Below are 19,896 nucleotides of genomic sequence, written 5' to 3' on the forward strand. Positions count from 1 at the left end.
ATAAGGAGGAATTTTTTTATGAGAAAAACAGTAAAAATTATTGCTTTAATACTGGCGTTAATGATGGCAGTATCGGTATTTGCAGGATGTAATTCGGCGAAAAAGCAAGAAGCTGCTCCAGCTCCAGCACCTGCTCCAGAAAAGAAAGAAGAAGCAAAACAACCGGAAGCTAAGACTGACCAAAAGATTGTCGTTGGATTATCTCTTCCAACGCAGAGGGAAGAAAGATGGGTAAGAGACAAAGAGACAATGGAAGCCGAAGCTAAAAAGCTTGGTATTGATTTAAAAGTGCAGATTTCTGATAATGATGCCGGAAAGCAGATGGCTCAGGCGGAAAATCTACTTGCCCAAGGAATTAATGTTTTGATTCTTGCCCCTCATGACGCAACCGGTGCAGCACCTATTGTTGATATGGCGCACAAAGCTGGTGTTAAGGTGATCTCCTATGACAGGCTTGTCATGAATTCTGATGTAGACCTTTATATTTCTTTTGATAACGTAAAAGTTGGAGAGATTCAAGGCAAATACATTACTGAAAAAGTGCCAAAGGGCAACTACCTTGTCCTGGCAGGTTCACCTACTGATAACAATGCTAAATTATTTAGAGAAGGGGCTATGAAATACATCCAACCTCTTGTTGATAAAGGAGATATAAAAGTTGTCCACGATGAGTGGGTAAAAGACTGGCAGCCGAGTGAAGCTATGAAGATTGCAGAAAATGCTTTAACTGCAAACAAAAATGACATTCAGGCTGTACTTGCTCCTAATGATGGTACTGCAGGTGGTGTAATTCAGGCTTTGGCAGCCCAGGGATTAGCTGGTAAAGTACCTGTTACCGGTCAAGACGCTGAACTTGCAGCTGCTAAGAGGATAGTAGAAGGTATTCAGTCCATGACAGTATTCAAAGACACAAGGGAACTTGGAAAAGCTGCTATTGCTGCTGCAATTAAGATGGCTAAAGGTGAAAGTATAGAAAGTAACGGCAAAGTTAACAACAATAAGATCGACGTTCCATCTCTGCTTCTTACTCCTATAGCAGTTGATAAAGACAACCTTGACAAAGTATTGATTGACAGCGGATATTTAAAGAAAGAAGACGTATATAAGAAATAAGGGTTAAATAAGGATTAAAAACAACAAGGTTTTAGAGGAATGGCATTAGTGCTGTTCCTCTAGAATTTCGTTAAAGGTGGAATCAATATGAGTGATTGTATTCTTGAAATGGTCAATATAACAAAAGAATTTCCCGGGGTTAAAGCACTGGACAACGTAAGTTTTCGGGTAAAAAGAGGAGAAATACATGCCCTTGTAGGAGAAAACGGGGCAGGCAAATCAACATTAATGAAGGTTCTAAGCGGCGTGTATCCCGCGGGGACTTATGATGGTTCAATCATATTAAATGGAAAAGAACAACACTTTAATCATATAAAAGATAGTGAAAAAGCAGGCATAGCGATTATCTACCAGGAACTTGCCCTTGTTAAACAAATGAATGTGTGCGAGAACATATTTTTAGGTAACGAAATACAAAGCAAAGGCATTATTAATTGGGATAAGGCTTTTGTCGAGACAAAAAAGATTTTACAGGAAGTACGTCTAAATATTAATCCGTCTACTAAAATTATTAACCTGGGTATCGGACAGCAGCAGCTGGTTGAGATCGCAAAAGCCATTTCAAAAAGGGCAGATTTACTGATACTGGATGAACCTACGGCAGCTCTGACAGAGGCTGAAACAGACACTCTTTTGGAGATATTAAAAGAATTGAAGAATAGAGGGGTAACGTGTGTCTATATATCCCATAAACTTAATGAGATATTTAGAATTGCTGATACGGTAACCGTTTTACGGGATGGCAAAACCATTGCTACTAAAGATATAAAAGAGTTGGATGAAGATAAAATTATATCGCTAATGGTTGGTAGAGAACTCACCCAAAGATTCCCAAGAAAAGAGCATATGCCGGGTGATATAGTATTAGAAGTGAATAACTGGACAGTGTATGATCCTGAGATGCCTGACAAAATACTCATAGATAATGTAAGCTTTAAGGCAAGAAAAGGTGAGATACTTGGAATTGCAGGCCTCATGGGTTCAGGCAGGACTGAGCTTGCTATGAGTATTTTTGGCTCATATGGCAGTAAAATATCCGGTGAAGTCAAACTCGACGGGGAAATATTGAAAGTAAAAAATCCAAGAGATGCTATAAAAGCCGGATTGTGTTATCTATCGGAAGACAGAAAAGGAAACGGCCTTGTACTAATGATGAATATTAAAGACAACATTTCTTTAGCAAGTCTAAACAAGGTTTCAAACTCAGGTGTCATTAATGACAATGAAGAAATAAAAGTGAGCAATAAATATGTTTCAGAACTACGTATCAAAACTCCTTCCATTGAGCAAAAAGTTGCCAACTTAAGTGGTGGAAACCAGCAAAAAGTAGCAATAGGAAAATGGTTGATGGCACAACCAAAAGTACTTATATTGGATGAACCTACAAGGGGAATTGACGTAGGTGCAAAATATGAAATTTATAACATTATGAATGAGCTGGTAGATCAGGGTGTATGTATCATCATGATTTCATCCGAATTACCGGAAATATTAGGTATGAGTGACAGGATACTTGTTATGCATGAAGGGCAGCTAAATGGTGAATTATCCTGGGAAGAAGCTACACAGGAAAAAGTAATTTTTTATGCGACTGGAGGTATGTAACATGGGAATTAAAATTGAAAAAACTTCCCTGGAGACTAAAACTATAAATACGATATCAGTAAAGCAAATGATTTCAGGAATACTAAAGCATAATATAAGACAATATACAATGGTGATAGCTCTTTTATCCATATGGATACTATTTACCATTTTAACAAAAGGTACTTTTATAACTTCAAGAAATCTTTCCAATTTGTTTTTACAGACGGTTACCATAGCTATTCTTGCTGTAGGCATGGTATTGGTGATGGTTGCAGGTCATATTGACCTATCGGTTGGTTCTGTAGCTGGTTTTTTGGGAGCTATTGCAGGATTTTTACAAGTAAAAATGAACTTTGGTACCATACCGGCTGTACTGGTAACCTTAGCAGTAGGATTAATAATAGGTATCTGGCAGGGATACTGGATTGCATATAGGGGAGTACCGGCATTTATAGTTACCCTTGCGGGGATGTTGGTCTTCAAAGGAGGAATGATAGGGGTAACACAAGGTGCGGCACTTGGACCCATGAATGATAGCTTTAAAGCAATTGGTCAGGGGTACCTTCCGAGACTACTCTTTAAAGATGCACCTTTTCATGATACAAGCGTGGTCTTAGCAGTTATTGTTATTATACTGTTCATAGTTTTTGACCTCAAGAGAAGGCAGTCCAGGATAAAGTACGGCTTTGAAGTGCTTCCGATGAATTTGCAGTTCTTAAAAATGTTGACAGTATCAATTGCAATAGGCTTAGTATTCTCTATCATGATAACTTATATGGGGGTACCTTATGCGATACTTTTACTTATGGTGCTGGCACTACTATTCTCTTTTATAACAAGCAAGACAACTTTTGGCAGGCATGTATATGCAATAGGAGGAAATAAGGAAGCTGCAAGGCTTTCGGGTATAAATATAAAACAAAGGACAATGACAATTTTTATTCTCATGGGTGTTTTATCTGCTATTGCAAGTATTGTTTTTACCGGAAGGCTTAATTCTGCCACTCCTGGAGCCGGAAATTTATTTGAACTTGATGCAATTGCCGCTTCAGTAATTGGCGGTACCAGTACGATGGGGGGAGAAGGTACCGTATTTGGAGCAATTATAGGTGCATTGGTTATGGCAAGCGTTGACAACGGAATGAGTTTAATGAACCTGGACGTAACTTATCAGTATGTTGTAAAAGGTCTAATCCTTTTAATTGCTGTATGGGTTGATATTGCAACAAGGAAAAAAGGAGCTACAACATAAGAAAAATTTCAAAATTCTGCCACTATCAAAAATTGTCATCAGATAGTGGCACTTGATTTTAGAACGGAACTTAAATTGTTAGGGAAGATTCTTATGAATGGAATTATATACAGGGAATATAAAAAAGTTTTTTAATGGACTGTCAAAAAATTTTAAACAATGAATCTTGTGAAACAGTAGAAATATTATGAATTATAATAAGGTTGTTATAATTAAATTGATATGTGAAGAAAATATATTAGAGAATATACTAAAAAAGTAATGACTGGATATAGTAATAAATATCAGTACAGTACACTACTATATCTTTTAGAATTAATTTATAAGAGGTGATTTTGTGGATGCTGTACAAGTGATGAAAGATGAGCATAAATACATAAAGAGAGTATTAAAGGTTTTTCGAAAAGCTTGTCTTGACATTTTAGATGGCAAAGAAATAAATTATGAGTTATTCTACAATGCAATTGATTTCGTCAGGAATTATGCAGATAAATACCATCATGGCAAGGAAGAGGATGTACTTTTTAAAAAGATGAGAGAGGAGCTTACAACTCCTGCACAAATAAGTGCAGTAGAGGGAATGTTTACCGAACATGATTTAGGCAGATTATTTATGTTTAACCTGGATAATGCACTGGAACAGTGTAGGGCGGGGAATAGAGAAGCAAGATTGGATGTCATTGCAAATGCCATTGCTTATACTGATTTACTCACACGGCATATACATAAAGAAGATAATGCACTGTACAACTATGGTGCGCAAAATTTAAAACCAGAAACTATTCATGAAATTAATAAAATCAGTGAAGAAATAGAAAACAAGCCTGAAAATATCGAAAAAAGAAAAAAATATATTACTATGGTAGAACAAATGGAAAAAATGGTTGGTTTACATTAATGAAATTATGTATCTACTTTTTAGATTCTTTTCATGTTATACGCTTTTCCTGCTTGCCATTGACTTTTGTAGTAGCCACAAAGGCTTCAGAGGCAATCAATGTCTTCGTGAAGAATCTAATCAGGATTGTAAAAATTTATTTTTAGTTGAACACTTTGTGAGTATAAAGCATATAGTATATTGTAACAGATAAAACCGTTTATATATTTATTATTTGGGGGGACAGCAATGCAGTATTATAATGACTATATGCCTGGATATATGTATCCAATCATGCCACAGAGTCCGTATATGATGCCACAAGATATATATACTTACCCTTATAATTTACCTATGGCGCTACAACTCATAAGGGAAGCTGTATCTGGAGAAAGAGAAGATGAAATGTTCTACAATTATCTGGTGACGATAGCTCCAGAAGAAGATAAAAGTATCATTAGAGGTATCCGAGATGATGAGTTAAAACATTTCAGATTATTCAAAAATATTTACTATGAGCTGACAGGTCAAATGCTTCCGCCACCGCCGGAAGGCGAATTTACTAAGCCGGCGTCTTATTGTGCAGGTTTAAAAAAGGCGATGTTAGGAGAACTGGCAGCTGTCGAAAAATATAGAAAAATACTCTTTGCTCTGCAAGACAGACGACAGATAAATATGCTTACTGAAATTATTACAGATGAGTTAAGGCATGGAAACCTATATAATCTCTTATACTCAAAAAATGAGTGTTATAAAGAGAAATAGGAAAATTAAAATTTTCTAACTATATATTTACTGATAATGATTTTACATGACAGATAAAGTAAATAAGTTCACAGTTCACGGTTCACAGTAAAAGTTATTAAATCGTTTACTACTGTGAACTGAGAACTGTGAACTATATAGGTCAAAATGCTCAAGGCAATAAATATTTGGGATATAATTTGAAAACTAATACACAAAACAAAAAAACTACCAAAATTTTGGTAGTTTTTTTGTTCTCCGTTTGTTCACTTTTTTAAATCTCCGTTGGTGCCGAAGAAAGAGTTGTACTTGTTGAAGGTATTAGTGAGCAATTATTATTACCTATATTTGCTAATTATTTAAAAAGTGATTTAGTTGATAGTCATACAGCTGTCATAAATATTGGGGGTAGGTACTTTACGCATTTTTTAAAACTTTTTGATAGAGACAAAAGTCAATATGCAATAAACAAAAGAGTGGCTGTAATAACGGATTTAGATCCTGTAAGAAAAGAAAAGGGAGTTAAAGGTTCAAAATTTAATTCTTGTTATCCATTTGAACTAAACAAAGATAGTAATTATGAGTACAAGATGAGGTGAAAAAACATGCCCTATGTAACACCGGAGCAGATTGAGCGCGCAAAGCAGATGGACCTGCTGACCTATCTGCAATACTATGAACCCCAGGAGCTGGTGCGCTTTTCAGGCAACGTCTATACCACCCGCACCCATGACAGCCTGAAAATCAGCAACGGGAAATGGTGCTGGTGGTCGCGCAACATCGGCGGGCGCTCTGCCCTGGACTATCTCATCAAGGTGCGGGGCATGACGCTCCCCGAAGCGGTGCTTCAGATAGACAGACAGGCGGCTGTCACGCCGCCTGTTTCGCCAAAATCACAGGAACCCTCCGAGCAAAAAAAACTGCTATTGCCGGAGAAAAACGAAAACAATGACCGCGTGATTGCCTATCTCATGGGGCGCGGCATCCACCGGGAGATTATAGACTACTGCATCCGGACCAATCGTCTCTATGAAAGCCATGATTATCACAATGCGGTCTTTATCAGCTTTGACAGGCAGGATTTTCCCAAATATGCGACACTCCGGGGTACAACCAACAAGCGGTATATGGGAGAAGTCAACGGAAGCAATAAGCACTTCTCCTTCTCTATTCCTGCACGGCAGGAAAGCCGCAGGCTCCATCTGTTTGAAAGCGCCATTGACCTGCTTTCCTATGGCACGCTGGAGCTGCTTGCCGACAGGGACTGGCGGCAGGATTGCTGTCTGTCCCTAGTGGGCATTTACAAGCCGAAAAAGATTATTGAGGAAAGTACTCCACCCACCGCGCTCATGCAATACTTAAAAGACTTCCCGCAAATCAAGGAAATTGCTTTGCATCTGGACAACGACACGGCCGGACGGCTGGCGGCAAAAACCATCAAAACCATTCTCCCGCCCATCTACACTGTTTCCGACGAACCGCCGAAGTGCGGAAAGGATGTTAACGACTATCTGAAAATCACCTTAAAGATACGGCAGCCGCGAGAACGTGAATAAGTTGAAAGTTTTATTTACGGCATGTTATCGCTGAAATAAAGGTGATAGCGGGAGAAAAATAAAAATAGCAACAATATCCTCTACGACGAGCTTTTAGAAATTATACAAGCCGGGTTATATCGATAACAAACATTAAAGATAAACTAAATTAATGTTGTTATCGATGAAATTGGCGCACTTTTAATAGAGGAATTTTTAAATTTTAAAGTGCGCCAATTATAAGCATCCTTAAAATAAACAATTTGAGATTTTTCCTCAATCGCATTGTATTATACGCGGAAATTGGGTATAATATAGGAGAGGAATTACGGGATTATAGCAAATTTTAAGGAGGATGCTTTATGCTAATAAAATATGTATTCCAAAATTTCCGCTCCTTCAAGGGCAAGACCCAACTGAATATGGGAGCAGGAGCACAGCGAACTTTGGATGAAAATCTCATCCGCGAAAATGGACTGCGTATCCTTCCCTCTGCTGTCATATATGGTGCAAACGCCAGCGGAAAATCCAATATTATTATGTCCCTGGCGCTAATGCGGGAGATCGTATTACAAGGTTCTCTTGAGGCTCCGTCTACGGATTTGAATAATCTTGAATTATACCCTTTTGCCCATTGTCCGGAACAAAACCCCATGTTATTTGAAGTGGAGTTTACAAACGAAGGTGCTCATTTTATATATTCCTTTGAAGTCATGACCAAGCTGTTTGACAAGGAAAAACGGCAGATTATATCAGAAAATCTATGGATAAAGAGCAACAAGGGAATGATTCAGATTTTTGAGCGGGATCTGCAACGGGTTGCTATCAAACGGGATAAGAAAGTGCTTTCCCTTATACAGTATAACGAAAAGCTTTTGGGAGAATTTGAAAATAAAATCAATAAAAACCTTGACCCGGCCGAATTATTTTTAACACATGCGTTTAAAACGGTTGTTAGCAGCGAAATTGCCGATAAAGTTATTGATTTTTTTAAAAACAAGCTGATTGTGGTAAGTGATTTTACTCTTAAGAAAGCGAACCTTACATTTTCTATGACCGATATGCCGGATAAAGATTTTCTCGCGTGGAACAAAACTCTTGACGGCTTTGTAAAAAATGCGGATTTCGGTCCTCAGCGAATCCTGTTCAAATCCCAAAAATCCGAGGATGAGCATTCTGCCGACATGCGGCTTGTTTCTATCTACAAATCCGGCAATGGGGATGTAATGGTCCCTGCAGAATTGATGGAATCAAGAGGAACCTTGAAGCTTTTGGATTTTGCCATTCCATTTGAAAACTTGTTCACGAAGGGAGGCATATTCGTACTGGATGAATTTGATGCGGCAATCCATCCCGAATTGATTAAAGGCATCATCGCTCTTTTCAATGATCAATCGGTAAATGAAAAAGGAGCACAGCTTATCTTTACTACGCATAACCCGATTTATCTGAGCAACAAGATATTCCGGCGTGACCAAATCAAATTTGTCGAAAAAGATAAGGACACTTTTGAGAGCACTATTTATTCGCTGGCTGATTTTGGTTCCACAGATGTCAGGAATGACCAGAACTATCTGTTAAATTATTTTAAAGGGAAATACGGTACACTTCCGTATATTGACTTTTCCAAGCTTTTCACCAAAGAAGCAAAGGAGGAAGTATGATGTATCGTAAAACCTACTTTTGCGTTTGTGAAGGGCAACAGGAAGAAATGTATTTAAAGCGAGTGGCTTTTCTGTTGAAAAAATTCCCGGAACGTGTTGTTACTTTCAACACGACATACGGTTTGCCTGAAAGACTAAAGAAAAACTACACTGAGTACGATAATGCCGCTCTGTTTGATTATGATTTCAAAGATACGGAGTTTCGTCAAAACATAGAAATCTGTGAACAACTTCAACGAAAAAGCCGGAGAGAAAATGGAAAAAATGTTTATCATGCATACAGCAATGTAAACATAGACTTGTGGTTTATTCTTCATAAGGAAGATTTCAACAGGCCGGTTGCTACAAATGACGCTTACATTGCCGATGTACGCAGAATCTATGGATTGAACCGGGAGGCGGACATTAAAGAAAAAGCTAATCTTGAAAGGATACTAAAGCAGATTACCCTTGAAGATGTAAGACATGCAATCAGGCGGGCAGATCAAATCCGGGCCGGGAAATTGCAATCCGACTGCTTTATGGTAGGTACTGTCGCCTGCTATAGCAATCCGGACTTCTCCATTCATAATTTTCTAAAAATTGTCTTGCATGATTGCGGAGAACTATAAAGATGAAACAATAATGGCATATGTAAATAGAGAATAACGTGATATATTAAAAGAAATGATAAAACTATTTATATTTAAAATTTGGCTGAAAATCTTTAGAATTAAAGAAAATATTGCCTGATTTAAAGAGATGATTACATGGTCGGACATACAGAGCTTTCAAAAATAGATACTTTTACTAACTTTTACTTTGAATTAGGAGGAAGCAAAGGAGGGGTAAAAGTGAGCAAAGCAGGCGTAAAACATTCCGAAGTGAAAGAGTTTTTAATGAAAGATAAAGAATTCAAAAAAGAATACGAAAAGCTGAAGCTACGGGAGGAACTGCTGGCTGTGGAGCAGGACCGCCTGGCCGGTTACATAGGTTGCACGCCGGAGGAGTTGAATAAATATCTGGATGGTATTATCAAAGAGGCAGAACATGAAAAAGATAGCGGAGCAACATAAGTAAAAAATAAGCTTCAAACTTAAAGTGTTAAAGGTGCTGAAAAATCAGTGCCTTTTTCTTTTGCCCAAAAATCAAGAAAGGAGGCTTTGCTTTTATGAAAACCTATCAGGCGGAAATCAAAGAAACCCTTTGCATGACCGTCGAAATCGAAGCAGAAAATGCCCAACAAGCGGAAGCGATGGTGCGGGAAGCCTACAGCAACGAAGAATACATCCTCAATGCGGAACACTTTGCTGGTGTGGAGTTTGCCGTGCGGGAAAAGGAAATCGAAGCGCGGAGCAGGAACCAAAAGCGCCATGAGTATGAGCGATGACCTCCTGCTCTTTCTTTTCGGCCGGTGGTATCTGAAATCAACCATTACCTTTATGACAACACAAGACAGTTGTCTTGTGTTGCAGCAAGCACTGAATAATGCCAGCATTATTCGCTTGTCAGGGATAATCCCTGAAACCCTTAACAGAACAGGAGGTTCCGTATGCTTAAAAGAAGCATCAAAATAACGTTCCGATTGAATGCACAAGAATGCCAGCGGTTAAAAAAGCAGGTAAAGAAATCCGGCCTTTCGCAGGAAGCATTTATCCGTACCTTCATCAACGGTTACGTGCCCAAAGAACTTCCCCCTCCCGACTATTACGCCATGATGCGGGAACTTCACGCCATCGGCAGCAACTTAAACCAGATTGCGGCAAAGGCAAACGCCACAGGACATATCGACAGGACGGTGTTCCAGTATGAGGCTAACCGGCTCCGCAAGGCCGTGCTGGATATACAGGCGGCGGTCACGTCGCCGGAAAGGAGGGAAAATAATGGCAACCACGGCGATATGGGATGTGACAGACCGCCTTAACCGGGTGATCGACTATGCTACCAATCCCGAAAAAACCGAGAACCTGGATTTTTCAAGTCCCGATTTTCAGGGCCTGCAGAACGTGCTGGAATATACCGAGCAGGATGCCAAGACCGAAAATCAGTTTTACGTCACCGGCATCAACTGCGACCCGGCCACCGCCTGCGAGCAGATGAGCCGGACAAAGCTGCAATTCCAGAAAACGGACGGCATCCTTGCCTTCCACGGCTACCAGTCCTTCGCTCCGGGGGAAGCCACTCCCGAAACCGCCCACGCCATCGGCGTAAAGCTGGCGCAGGAGCTTTGGGGCGACCGCTTTGAGGTGGTGGTTTCCACCCACCTAGACAAACACCATCTTCACAATCATTTTGTCCTGAACTCCGTATCCTTTATGGACGGCAAGCGGTATTACGACAACAACGCCACCTACGCCCTCATGCGGCAGACCTCCGACCGGCTGTGCCGGGAATATTCCCTGTCTGTTATAGAAAACCCACAAAAGGGCAAATCAAAACACTACGCAGAATGGAAGGCCGAGCAGGAAGGCAAACCCACCTGGCGGGGCCTCATCCGCGAGGATGCAGACAAAGCCATTGCAGCCTCCATGACCTTCACGCAGTTTATCGCTGCTTTACGCAAGCAGGGCTACGAAGTAAAAACCGGCGTAAAATACATGGCGGTGCGTCCTCCGGGAAAGGAACGCTTTGTCCGGCTGAAAACCCTGGGTGACGATTACACCGAGGACGCCATCAAGCAGCGGATACTTCAAAACCGCGCCCCGAAGCGTCCGGAAGTCCTGCCGGAGCCGAAGCGAAAACGCTATGCCGTCAAAGGCGGACTTAATCCCAAAAAGACAAGAAAGCTCACGGGCCTGCAGGCGCTCTACTTCCACTACCTCTACAAAATGGGTATTTTGCCAAAACATCGTGCGTCCAGCAAACGGACGCATTTTTTATTGCGCGAGGACATCCGCTATTTGGATGAACTCATTGCTCAAACCAAGCTGCTGTGTACTCATCACATTGAGAACAAGGAGCAGCTTCTCACGTACCAGAACGGCCTGGAGCAGGAAATGGCAGCCCTGTCCGACGCCTGCAAATCTCTTTACCATCGGCTGCGCCGATGCAAAGACGATGAGCAAACAGCACAGTATAAGCAGCAGATTTCAGAACTTTCCAGTAAGCTGTCCCTGCTCCGGAAGGAGGTGAAGCTCTGTACGGGCATCCTGTCCCGTTCCGAAGAAATGAAGAAGAAACTGCTTCAGGTTCAACAGGAGGAAATCCATCAAGGAAAGGAGGAAAAAACCTATGAACAGCGGAGCCGACGCAGCGGACCAAATCGTCAATATGAGCCTTAAAGGGATCGAAGTGATGGCCAAAATCTCCGGCGTGGGGGCGAAAAACCTCGCCGCCTATTTGTATGCCGTCCTCAAAGGCCAAAAGAAAACCAAGGGCAAAATCCGTCTGGAGGGGCTTTTGCGCAGCGGCAAGGAACTAAAAGTCTTTGCAGTGCGCAACGAGGACTTAAAGAAGTTTTGCCAGGAGGCCAAGCGCTACGGCGTTCTGTACTGCGCCCTGCGGGACAAAAAGAGCCTGGACGGGATGTGCGACATCATGGTGCGGGCGGAGGACGCTTCCAAAATCAACCGCATTGTGGAACGCTTCAAGCTGGCCACCGTGGATACGGCAAGCATCAAGAACGAAATCGAGAAATCCAGGGCCGCCAAACAGAAGGATAATATACCGCATAAAGAAAGCCCAGACGAAAAAGCACCTCTCGAGAAAGGAACGCCCGCCGAAAAAAGCGCGGACGATTTTCTGGATGAACTCATGGCAAAGCCCAATCAGCCGGAGCCAAGCGCCCCACAGACCGACAACCCAAACCCCACAACGGCGACGACGGAGAAACCCCTTCCGTCCGAGCCTACCTCCGAGCGCAGCGGGAAAGCCGCCGAGGGTGCTATTGAGCCGCCGAGAAAGTCCGTCCGAGAAGAACTGCGGGAAATCAAGGCCGCTCAAAAGGAACAGGCGGAACCCAGGCGTGAGCCTGCCAAAGAGCAGCCGCAGGCTGTGAAACAAAATGCCAAAGCTAACAGGCAGCAACCTAAATCAAAAAAACCAAAATCGAAAGCGAGGTAAGATTTATGAGCAGTTTTGACGATCTTTTCCGGCAGGAAAGCGAACAGCCTGCTCGCCAAAACGACCGGCCTTTTGACAAAGAGGCATGGAAGCAGCAGAAGCAGGAACAGCGGGAAATGGTTTACGCCATGATTGACGACACGGCGCAAACCGTGGCGCGGGACGGTGCTGCCTTCCGGAAGTACCTGGATGTGCAGAGCCGCTTTGACCGCTACAGCGTGGCCAACGCCCTTTTAATCCTTGCGCAGAAGCCGGACGCCACACGCATTGCGGACTTTGACACTTGGAAGGAGCAAGGCGCATTTATCCGCAAAAAGGAAACCGGCTTCTACATCCTGGAGCCGGGTGAGGAATACCAGCGCGAGGACGGCACTGTCGGCATCAGCTGCAACCTAAAAAAGATGTTCGACATTTCCCAGACCGGAAACAGCCGCAAACGGGAAACACCCACCTATCCCGACGACCGCACCCGCATCAAAGCCCTGATGGACCATGCGCCTGTACCCATCCGCATCAGCGATGCCCTGCCGGAAGGCACAAATGCCCTGTACCGTCCGGAAGCAAGGGAAATCCAAATCCGAAGGGGCATGGACGCCGGGAGTATTTTCCGCGCTCTTGCCCAGGAGCTGGCCCATGCGGAAATGGATACGGGAGACGGTAGCTACCGCCGTTCCGATCATGCCTTCCACGCTTACTGCGTATCCTATATGCTCTGCAAGCAATACGGCGTGGATACAAACGGCTACCGTTTCGACCGCGCTCCCCAAATGCTGGAGGGCATGGACCCGCAGGAGGTCCGTGCCGAGCTTTCGGTCATACGGAAAGTTGCCGGTGAAATTTCCGGCAGGATGAACCGGATGCTTTCGCAGCAAATACAGCAGGAGCCGGAACGTTAGGAGGGATTGCCTATGAAGGAAGAAGAAAGGGTGCTTACCCTGGACAATTACGAATACGGCGTTGTGGTGAACGCCTTGAATGAGCTCAGAAACGACCTGATTAAAGAAGAACGGCCCACCGACGCCGTTGACGAACTGCTTTTAAAAACCATTGACGCCCCGACAAAAAAACAAAAGCGCAGGAGCCACCATGAGGCGCGATGAAACCGCAAGGAGCAACCTGATACTCTTTGCGGTTTTTTTAATTCCTGTGGTGTGGGCGGCATTATTGACCGCCCCTTCCCTTTCCGGCGGACTTCCCGAAACCCTTGCCAACCTCACGGAGGCGATGGACAATCCCTTTCATATCCAATGGGTAAACGACACACCCAAGTGCATCCTGCTGTTTACCGCCGCATACGGCATGGGTATAGGGATTTATCTTTCCACCAGGCGCAATTACCGGCGGAGGGAAGAACACGGCAGCGCCCGCTGGGGCGGCGCGGCGGCTGTCAATAAAAAGTACCGGGACAAGGACCCGCAGAAAAACAAAATCCTGACGCAGAATGTCCGCCCGTGCTGCCGGAAGCAATCGTGCAGGCCATTCAAAACTGCGGATTTTTCGAAAGCATCCCGCTGTGGGCGGTAACGCTCATCGGCGGACTGTTCATCACGGTGTTTTCCTTCATTATGATCCTGACGGTGTATGGCCGGTTTTTTAAATTGTATTTATATACCGCCATCGCCCCGGTGCCTCTGGCCTCCTTTGCCGGGGAACCGAGCCAGAGCATCGGCAAAGCCTTTTTGAAAGGCTATGCCGCCGTGTGTATGGAAGGAGCGATCATCGTCCTGGCCTGCGTCATCTTTTCCGTCTTTGCGTCCTCCCCCCCGGTGGTAGACACCGGCGCCAGCGCCGTGACGATGGTGTGGTCCTATGTAGGGGAGCTGATTTTCAACATGCTGGTGCTGGTGGGCGCGGTGAAAATGGCCGACCGGGTGGTACGGGAGATGATGGGATTATAAAGAGAAGTCGGGTATTATTGCCCGGTATCGTCATATACCCTTGAACTGAACACCCTCCCCATAAACAACAGGTTCCCCTGTTCTTGGATCAAGCAAATCCCCATGCTCGTTAAACTGAATTTTGCCAAGAGGTACGCCCACCTCTCTTGCCCGCCGGATCTGCCACGCGACATCATCTTCAATGTATTTCTCGTCACGTTTGTGCCGTATCGCCTTTATAAGCGACACAATCCAGCTTAACGCGGTCAAGCCAAGCAGCGAGAAAAGAATGATGAATGATAAAGTCTCATGTTCTCCTGCCCACTTGTTCAGCACGGTACTGAACAGCAGGAAGCAAAGAATGGGTATCGTCAGCCGAATTTTTCCGGCTGCTTTAAATATAAAAGAGAGAATAAGCAATCCCGCCGTAAGGCAAAGGGAAATAACTGCCGCGATTGGCATATTGGACACTCCTTTCCACGCAGTCTGTATATTCCCATTATCGCACATGGGAAAAAGGAATGGAAGGCTGTCCCATATTACAGACTATTTTATCTCTTGCTCCAGATTGGAAAACAAATCGCAGTCAAAAAATTCACGCACACTGATTCCGAGTCCGTCACACAGCTTTTTAATGGTGACAATCCCCGCATTATATGTCTTACCGCTTACAATATCGTTTACGGTTGATTGCGTGACGCCTGAAATGTTGCTGAGAGCATTGACTGTCAGGTTCCGTTCCCTGCACAACCCTTCAATGCGTTTTACAACCGCTTGAGAAATATTCATTCTACCACCTCTTAAACGTTATTCCGTTAATCAAAGCTTATCAATTTATCCGGAAAAAAGTTAACGGAATACCGTTGATGCAGATTAAAAGGTAATTTATACTAACGGTATAACGTTAAGATAAGGATTTATTAACGTAAATAAGCAAAGGAGGTTTCAGCATGAAACAGGAGACTCTCAAAGAAAAACTGGAAAAAGAGAAGGAAAAACTTAACAAGCTTGTAAGTGAAGCTTTGAATAAAGGCGCCCCTCTCACAGAAGATGAGGCAGTTATTGAACAGAACCGCAAGGTTGACTCATTGGTAGTCAAGATACAAAAGGAGAAAGAAAAGTATAGTAAAAATCAACAAGAGCGATAAAACAAACAACCTGATGGTGCTTCGTTAAGAGGCGCTATTCATATTTGGAGGTGATTGTTTTTGGAAGTAAAGACCAACCGGGAAATCCGGGATTATACCGAAAGCATGTTTTTTGGACTGTCCCTGCGGCAGTTCATTTTTTCTGCCCTGGCCGTCGGCGTGGCCGTATGTATCTATTTCGGCCTGCGGGGCTTCTTCGGTACCGAGACCGTAAGCTGGATGTGTGTTTTGGGAGTTTTCCCTTTTGCAGCCCTTGGCTTTATCAAGTACCACGGCATGACGGCGGAGCAATTTTTGTGGGCATACATCAAATCGGAGTTTCTCATACCTAAAAAGCTGACCTTTTATCCGTCCAACATCTACTATGAGGCACTTAAAAACGTTATCGCGAATCATGAAAAGGAGGAATGGAAACGACATGATTAAGACCCTGCAAAAAATCATGAAGCAGGATAAGGAAAGGTTTATCGTCCCCGGAGGCGTCCAGCAGGCCATCCCTATCCGCACCATCTGGCCGGATGGGATTTTCCGGGTGGGCAACAAGTTTTCCAAATCCTTTCGCTTCGAGGACATCAATTACGCGGTGGCCTCCAAAGAGGACAAGGAAGCCATGTTTTTGTCCTATTCGGAGCTTCTCAATTCCTTTGACAGCGGAGCCACCACCAAAATCACCATCAACAACCGCAGGCTGAACAAAGCGGACTTTGAAAGCTCCATCCTCATTCCGTTGAAAAACGACGGTCTGGACGAGTACCGCAGGGAATACAACCAAATGCTTATGGATAAGGCCACAGGCGCAAACAGCATTGTACAGGACAAGTATGTCACCGTGTCGGTGGCAAAGAAGAATATTGAAGAAGCCCGCAATTACTTCTCACGCATCGGCGCCGACCTGATAACCCATTTCTCCCGCCTGGGCTCAAAATGCGCGGAGCTGGACGCCACCGACCGCCTTAGAATCCTGCACGATTTTTTCCGCGCCGGCGAGGAAACGGACTTCCGTTTCGACCTGTCCGCCACCATGAAGAAGGGCCATGATTTCAAGGACTATATCTGTCCCGACACCTTTGAATTTGAAAGAGACCACTTCCACATGGGAAGCAAATATGGGCGCGTCATTTTTCTGCGGGAGTTTGCCAGCTACATCAAGGACAGCATGGTGTCCGAGCTTTGTGATTTAAACCGCAATATAATGCTGTCCCTGGACATCATCCCCATTCCTACGGACGAAGCCGTGCGGGAGGTGGAAAACCGCCTTTTGGGCGTGGAAACCAACATCACCAACTGGCAGAGGCGGCAGAACCAGAACAACAATTTTTCCGCTGTCGTCCCCTATGATATGGAGCAGCAGCGCAAGGAAAGCAAGGAATTCCTCGATGACCTGACCACCCGCGACCAGCGGATGATGTTTGCCGTCCTGACGATGGTGCATATTGCGGACAGCAAGGAGCAGCTTGACAGCGACACCGAAACCCTGTTTACCACCGCACGGAAGCACCTCTGCCAATTCTCCACCCTGACCTTCCAGCAGATGGACGGACTGAACACGGCACTGCCTTACGGCCTGCGGAAAATCGACGCCATCCGGACGCTGACCACCGAAAGCACGGCGGTGTTCATCCCCTTCCGTGCGCAGGAAATCTCCCACAGCGGCGGCATCTACTACGGACAAAATGCTATCAGCAAAAATATGATTATCGCCAACCGCAAGTGCCTGCTAAACGGCAACAGCTTCATCCTGGGCGTATCCGGCTCCGGCAAGAGCTTTACCGCCAAGCGGGAAATCGTCAACCAGATACTTGCCAGCGATGACGACATTATCCTGATTGATCCCGAGCGTGAATATTCTTCCCTTGTCAAGGCCATGGGCGGTGAGATCATCCATATTTCCGCCACCTCCTCGAACCACATCAACGCCATGGACATGAACCGGGATTACGGCGACGGCGCAAACCCCGTCATTCTGAAATCCGAATTTGTGCTGTCCCTGTGCGAGCAGTTGATTGGCGGCCAGAACCTGGGCGCAAAGCAGAAATCTCTCATCGACCGCTGCACCGCCGGCGTATACCGGAAGTACCTGCAAAGCAATTACCGGGATAACCCGCCCACCTTGCAGGACTTCCATGCGGAGTTGCTGAAGCAGTCGGAGCCGGAAGCGCAGGAAATCGCCCTTGCCATTGAGCTGTTTACCAGCGGCAGCCTGAACACCTTTGCCAAGCCGACCAATGTGGACGTGAACAACCGCCTCATCTGCTATGACATCCTCGACCTGGGCAAGCAGCTCCTTCCCATCGGGATGCTGGTAGTATTGGACAGTATTTTAAACCGCATCACGCAGAACCGGGTAAAAGGTAAAAATACCTTCATCATTATTGACGAGATTTATCTGCTGTTCCAGCATGAGTACAGCGCCAACTTCCTGTTTACGCTCTGGAAGCGCGTCCGAAAGTATGGCGCTTTTTGCACGGGCATCACCCAAAACGTGGACGACCTTTTGCAGAGCCACACGGCAAGGACGATGCTGGCAAACAGTGAATTCATCGTCATGCTCAACCAAGCCAGCACCGACCGCATGGAGCTTGCCAGGCTCCTAAACATTTCCGACCTGCAGCTTTCCTACATCACAAACGTGGAAGCAGGCAACGGGCTAATTAAAGTTGGAAGCTCTCTTGTCCCCTTCACCGACCAATTCCCGCGCAACACCAAGCTTTACCGCTTGATGACCACAAAGCCCGGCGAACAGGCGGAAATATAGGACAATCCATCAAATGCGAAGGGCCGGCCGGTTTTCCGGTCAGCCCTTCACCATATTAAGGAGGAAAACACAATGGAAAATATCCGGTTTGCAAACAAGGAACACGAGGTTTTTATTTCGATATGCTTGCGGCGGCACGCAACAACGACACCTTCCATAAAGCATTTTTCTACACAATGGGAATCAGCGCGGAAACGAGAAGCCATATCCGCTCCCTCTTTGACTTTAAGGAGGACATCATAAAGCCGGAGGGCCTTTCGGCTGCATGGCAGACCGGCAGCACACAACGACTGTGCCGCCTCGCCTTTAACCTCTGGAACGGCTGGACGGAGGAAAGAAATGAGAATCGCTCCACGCCCTATGAACTGTTTGACTGCGGTTTTGCTCCCTACTTTTTTGAAGCCATCCGACTGCGTTATCCCGAATATTGCAAAAGCATGGAGCATCCCGCTCTGCATTTTTCCCGATCAGAACGGTAAATCCGTTGAAAAGACTTAACCAAATTGCGGAAGGAGGTGCGTGTGTTGAAGGAAATCAAGACCAAATCGACCATCAAGGATATTAAGGTGCTGGATAAGGCAACGGACGTATCCCGCAGGGCAAAAAACGCCTATATACGCACTAAGGAGCAGGCGGAACGGCTCGGGCATAACGAGGACGGCAACTATGTGGACGATGCCGCAAACAGCGTCCGGCATGGTGCAGAAACCGTTGTTCGGAAAGCCGGACATACCGCTGGAAACTACGGCAAGAAGGCGGTTGAAAAAGTACAGGAACGCCGTGCGCCGGATGCAGATGCTCCGCGTTACAACGATTCCAACAGGGAGAATGCCCATCACACCTCCACAAGTGAAGTGAAGGAAGCAGTACACAGGGATGTTGCCCGGACTGAAACAAAACTGGCAATGGAACATGGCACAACCTCGATAAAAGCAAAGGAAGCAGTGAGACATAACGTTTCCCAATCCGGAGCAAAGCAGGCGGCAAAGCAGAATGCCGCGCGATCCGGGACAAAGGAAACCGTCAAGCGGAAATTTACCCTGTCGAAACCAAATGAATTGGCAAAACACAGGTTCGTTCAAAGCAGAGCGAAAAAGCGATTTTCTCAAATCAGTGAAATCCGGACGGCAAATCAAAATATTGCTCAAATACAATCCAGATATCCGAACAAATACCTGCTAAACGTCCCCTTTTTCAACCGGCCGAAAAAACAGCGGCGCAGGCCCTCCATTCCTCAAGCACACCGGGACGCACCATCAGGCAGGCCGCCGATACCGGTGTTAAAAGTATAAAGGAAGCCTCC

Annotated in this window: 23 protein-coding genes and 2 pseudogenes; 23 read left to right on the plus strand and 2 right to left on the minus strand. The window is 44.8% G+C overall.

Features of this window, described 5'->3' with window-relative positions; all coding sequences use genetic code 11:
* Window positions 1-18 precede the first annotated feature (18 nt).
* From CIB29_RS02225 to CIB29_RS02310, 18 genes and pseudogenes are all read left to right on the plus strand, one after another.
* A complete protein-coding gene (locus CIB29_RS02225; RefSeq protein WP_094546367.1) occupies window positions 19-1,113 on the plus strand; it encodes a sugar ABC transporter substrate-binding protein in 1,095 nt (364 codons plus the stop codon).
* 87 nt (window positions 1,114-1,200) lie between these two features.
* Window positions 1,201-2,718 carry a xylose ABC transporter ATP-binding protein gene (locus tag CIB29_RS02230; RefSeq protein ID WP_094546369.1) on the plus strand — a complete coding sequence of 506 codons (1,518 nt, stop codon included), beginning with the start codon at window positions 1,201-1,203 and terminating at the stop codon, window positions 2,716-2,718.
* A 1-nt stretch (window position 2,719) separates the two neighbouring features.
* Entirely contained in the window at window positions 2,720-3,952 is a 1,233-nt protein-coding gene (locus CIB29_RS02235; protein ID WP_198543717.1) for a sugar ABC transporter permease, read from the plus strand.
* Window positions 3,953-4,289: 337 nt separating this feature from the next.
* A complete protein-coding gene (locus CIB29_RS02240; protein ID WP_094546371.1) occupies window positions 4,290-4,850 on the plus strand; it encodes a hemerythrin domain-containing protein in 561 nt (186 codons plus the stop codon).
* A 228-nt stretch (window positions 4,851-5,078) separates the two neighbouring features.
* Window positions 5,079-5,594, plus strand: a complete 516-nt coding sequence (locus tag CIB29_RS02245; protein WP_094546373.1) for a ferritin family protein — start codon at window positions 5,079-5,081, stop codon at window positions 5,592-5,594.
* Window positions 5,595-5,851: 257 nt separating this feature from the next.
* Complete coding sequence (locus CIB29_RS19555; protein ID WP_341444363.1) at window positions 5,852-6,172, plus strand: ATP-dependent endonuclease; 321 nt, start codon at window positions 5,852-5,854, stop codon at window positions 6,170-6,172.
* Window positions 6,173-6,178: 6 nt separating this feature from the next.
* Window positions 6,179-7,129 (plus strand): DUF3991 and TOPRIM domain-containing protein, encoded by a 951-nt coding sequence (locus CIB29_RS02250; RefSeq protein ID WP_094546375.1) that lies wholly within the window; start codon window positions 6,179-6,181, stop codon window positions 7,127-7,129.
* A gap of 341 nt (window positions 7,130-7,470) precedes the next feature.
* Complete coding sequence (locus tag CIB29_RS02255) at window positions 7,471-8,772, plus strand: AAA family ATPase (protein WP_094546377.1); 1,302 nt, start codon at window positions 7,471-7,473, stop codon at window positions 8,770-8,772.
* On the plus strand, window positions 8,769-9,383 hold the full coding sequence (locus CIB29_RS02260) for an RloB domain-containing protein (protein ID WP_242965029.1): 615 nt from the start codon (window positions 8,769-8,771) through the stop codon (window positions 9,381-9,383). Before CIB29_RS02255 ends, CIB29_RS02260 begins: the two co-directional genes overlap by 4 nt.
* Before the next feature lie 222 nt (window positions 9,384-9,605).
* Entirely contained in the window at window positions 9,606-9,827 is a 222-nt protein-coding gene (locus CIB29_RS02265; RefSeq protein WP_094546683.1) for a hypothetical protein, read from the plus strand.
* Between the two features lie 95 nt (window positions 9,828-9,922).
* Entirely contained in the window at window positions 9,923-10,141 is a 219-nt protein-coding gene (locus CIB29_RS02270; protein WP_094546381.1) for a DpnD/PcfM family protein, read from the plus strand.
* A 162-nt stretch (window positions 10,142-10,303) separates the two neighbouring features.
* A complete protein-coding gene (locus CIB29_RS02280) occupies window positions 10,304-10,675 on the plus strand; it encodes a plasmid mobilization protein (protein WP_094546385.1) in 372 nt (123 codons plus the stop codon).
* A complete protein-coding gene (locus CIB29_RS02285; protein ID WP_094546387.1) occupies window positions 10,635-12,032 on the plus strand; it encodes a relaxase/mobilization nuclease domain-containing protein in 1,398 nt (465 codons plus the stop codon). Before CIB29_RS02280 ends, CIB29_RS02285 begins: the two co-directional genes overlap by 41 nt.
* Window positions 11,983-12,813 (plus strand): PcfB family protein, encoded by an 831-nt coding sequence (locus CIB29_RS02290; RefSeq protein ID WP_094546389.1) that lies wholly within the window; start codon window positions 11,983-11,985, stop codon window positions 12,811-12,813. Before CIB29_RS02285 ends, CIB29_RS02290 begins: the two co-directional genes overlap by 50 nt.
* A 5-nt stretch (window positions 12,814-12,818) precedes the next feature.
* Window positions 12,819-13,709 carry an ArdC-like ssDNA-binding domain-containing protein gene (locus CIB29_RS02295; RefSeq protein ID WP_094546391.1) on the plus strand — a complete coding sequence of 297 codons (891 nt, stop codon included), beginning with the start codon at window positions 12,819-12,821 and terminating at the stop codon, window positions 13,707-13,709.
* A gap of 12 nt (window positions 13,710-13,721) precedes the next feature.
* On the plus strand, window positions 13,722-13,913 hold the full coding sequence (locus CIB29_RS02300) for a hypothetical protein (protein ID WP_094546393.1): 192 nt from the start codon (window positions 13,722-13,724) through the stop codon (window positions 13,911-13,913).
* Window positions 13,900-14,262, plus strand: a pseudogene (locus CIB29_RS02305) (VirD4-like conjugal transfer protein, CD1115 family); the annotation flags it as partial. The gene CIB29_RS02300 and the pseudogene CIB29_RS02305, both read left to right, overlap by 14 nt.
* A pseudogene (locus tag CIB29_RS02310) lies at window positions 14,208-14,711 on the plus strand (hypothetical protein); the annotation flags it as partial. The pseudogenes CIB29_RS02305 and CIB29_RS02310, both read left to right, overlap by 55 nt.
* Before the next feature lie 30 nt (window positions 14,712-14,741).
* On the opposite strand, the gene CIB29_RS02315 reads toward CIB29_RS02310, so the two are convergent.
* Both CIB29_RS02315 and CIB29_RS02320 read right to left on the minus strand, forming a co-directional pair.
* Complete coding sequence (locus tag CIB29_RS02315) at window positions 14,742-15,152, minus strand: hypothetical protein (protein WP_094546395.1); 411 nt, start codon at window positions 15,150-15,152, stop codon at window positions 14,742-14,744.
* Window positions 15,153-15,236: 84 nt separating this feature from the next.
* Window positions 15,237-15,479 carry a helix-turn-helix domain-containing protein gene (locus CIB29_RS02320; RefSeq protein WP_094546397.1) on the minus strand — a complete coding sequence of 81 codons (243 nt, stop codon included), beginning with the start codon at window positions 15,477-15,479 and terminating at the stop codon, window positions 15,237-15,239.
* Window positions 15,480-15,640: 161 nt separating this feature from the next.
* Here CIB29_RS02320 and CIB29_RS02325 point away from each other — a divergent pair, with 161 nt between their 5' ends.
* The 5 genes from CIB29_RS02325 to CIB29_RS02345 all read left to right on the plus strand — a co-directional run bounded on the left by CIB29_RS02325 (window position 15,641) and on the right by CIB29_RS02345 (window position 19,885).
* Window positions 15,641-15,838: a hypothetical protein gene (locus CIB29_RS02325; RefSeq protein ID WP_094546399.1), complete on the plus strand. Its 198-nt coding sequence runs from the start codon at window positions 15,641-15,643 to the stop codon at window positions 15,836-15,838.
* Window positions 15,839-15,898: 60 nt separating this feature from the next.
* On the plus strand, window positions 15,899-16,264 hold the full coding sequence (locus CIB29_RS02330; RefSeq protein WP_094546401.1) for a PrgI family protein: 366 nt from the start codon (window positions 15,899-15,901) through the stop codon (window positions 16,262-16,264).
* Window positions 16,257-18,593, plus strand: a complete 2,337-nt coding sequence (locus tag CIB29_RS02335) for a VirB4-like conjugal transfer ATPase, CD1110 family (protein WP_094546402.1) — start codon at window positions 16,257-16,259, stop codon at window positions 18,591-18,593. Before CIB29_RS02330 ends, CIB29_RS02335 begins: the two co-directional genes overlap by 8 nt.
* Before the next feature lie 122 nt (window positions 18,594-18,715).
* Window positions 18,716-19,072 (plus strand): DUF6075 family protein, encoded by a 357-nt coding sequence (locus CIB29_RS02340; RefSeq protein WP_423241277.1) that lies wholly within the window; start codon window positions 18,716-18,718, stop codon window positions 19,070-19,072.
* A gap of 189 nt (window positions 19,073-19,261) precedes the next feature.
* Window positions 19,262-19,885 carry a hypothetical protein gene (locus CIB29_RS02345; RefSeq protein ID WP_157910184.1) on the plus strand — a complete coding sequence of 208 codons (624 nt, stop codon included), beginning with the start codon at window positions 19,262-19,264 and terminating at the stop codon, window positions 19,883-19,885.
* Window positions 19,886-19,896: the final 11 nt, after the last annotated feature.

The sequence above is a fragment of the Petroclostridium xylanilyticum genome (genome assembly GCF_002252565.1).
GTDB classification, from domain to species: Bacteria; Bacillota; Clostridia; order SK-Y3; family SK-Y3; genus Petroclostridium; species Petroclostridium xylanilyticum.